Annotated in this window: 1 protein-coding gene; it reads left to right on the top strand. The window is 57.0% G+C overall.

All coding sequences use genetic code 11. The annotated features are described in order from the left end of the window. Positions 1–17: 17 nt before the first annotated feature. Positions 18–1,923: RNaseH domain-containing protein (locus AC1DPR_RS31720; RefSeq protein WP_477817990.1), on the top strand; the 1,906-nt coding region annotated here is incomplete at its 3' end.

Raw genomic sequence — 1,923 nt, 5'->3', positions numbered from 1 at the left:
TTGATGGGTTGATCTCGTTGTACCGCGACCTCGGTGTACAAGCGGCAGCTGGCGCCGCTGGCTCCATTGCCATGGAGATCTATCCCACCGCCGCTCAAGACGAGGATCTCGAGTATCGACGTAGATTCATTGAGGCGATGCACTGGTGGTGCGAAAACAAGCTACGACCCTGGGCAGACATGCATGGCTGGTCTGGGGCGCAATCGCTCGCAGAAGCAGCGGAGATGCAGAAAAGTCTGCGGCTCTATAGAGTCAGCCGTTCGCTGCGGCGCGCGAACGGCGCGCCCGATATGCCCTTCATCGCGCGTGAGGTAGGTGAGCGGTTGGCGGGGCTACAGCTCTTCGACGGAATACAGCCTGTCGTTCTCGTCGTGTCACCGGAGCAAAATCAGAATTTCGTTGAGCTGATCTCACCGCCTCAAACCAGCGTGAATGGCGACGAGCTATTCTCAATGGTCGCAAAGTTGTCAGTGGTTTCGATACCCTACTCGGAGGATGTGTACGTAAGTATCGCAGCCTCAAAACGCGTTTGGGCCGACCAGCTCCCCGTTAAGAGTTTCAATGCGCCTTGGAGCGCTGCTGCGTACGTCTTTGGACCGGGTCGCCCTGTCCAACTTGCGCGAGTGGTGCATTCAAAAGATGTTGGATGGGTGTTTGACGATACTTTCGACGCTGTACGCGCGGCCTCACGCGAAGCGTTACCCGTCACGCTGAAAGACGCTTTAGTCCAGCAACGTTTCGATGAGTCTACGGAGTGGTGGGTCGGTCTGCCTCGCTCTCCACGCCTGTTTGAGGCAATGACCAGCAATCCAGTGCTTGAGACAGATGAGACCGATCTGTTGGGCAACATTCTAGCGTTGCTGCCGGACGTTCTTGGTGGACAGATCCCGTTTAGGGCGTGTTCGATTCCCCGCCGCGGGGGGAAGCCACTTCCGATCACACGGGACTCCACGGTAGGTGGCGTAGTCGGAAGAGCCGGCGATGCGGCGGAAATTGATGACGAGCCGCAACCGGACGACGATGGAGTTGATGACGACGATATCGCACCGGCCACACTGCGGATGCAAAAGCTGCGTGACCAAAATATCGCTGCGCTACGCGTAGTACACGAAACAGAGACGCCGCAACTTTGGGTCTTCGGTGGTAYGGCACACGAACAGTCATTGATTCAAAAGACTGTCGAGACATTGTTTGGAGATGGAGTCCAACCGCACTTTGCACCACTCCCTGCCAATACGCATGGCTTGCGTGAAAATCTGCCGGAATCCCATGCCGTGGCGCGGCTGCGATTCGACGCGCGAGTCCAAGCGTGGACAGATTCTGCTTCGGAGATGTTACGAAGGAAGGGCCCAAAGTTCGCACTAATTTGCGCGTCTGATCAACAAGATGGTCAGGCCGAAGATATCGTGAACTACTATGCAGGATTGCACGCCATGTGCAGCCTTGCACAGGCTAATGTCCACCATGTGTTGCCGATTGCCGACGGCAACGCGGACGAGGCCAGCCAGAATTTTGTGCAGAGATTGCAGAGCGCCTTGCTTGACGTGTTCTTTGCACATTCCGGACTTGTGCTGGGCGTCAGGGAATTCCTCGAAAAACCCTTCAAGGGCAGACCGCCACGGGCCGTTTACGGCATTCAGGCGCTTCGCTCTAAGGCGCGCGCGTACAGTGGCGAGGTTAATGTCAACCTCCTGATCTTCACTCGCCTCGTCACGGATTCCGGAGCGACCGATGTTCGGTTCGTCTGGGGGAGTGGAATTGGCTCGCGCGTCACAGAGTGGATGCCACTTGCACAGGGTCTGCGCTGGTTGGGCAGCCATCGCGAACTGGACCTTGGAAACGAGCAAAGACTTCGCACAGAGTTCAAGCAACAGGTCCACGAACTGATTGCCCTGGTTGCTAAAGAGGATCCTCGCGCCCTCG

This window comes from Rhizobium sp. 01T417, assembly GCF_056398905.1.
The sequence above is the reverse complement of the archived record's forward strand: the minus strand, read 5'-3'. Positions and strand labels throughout refer to the sequence as shown.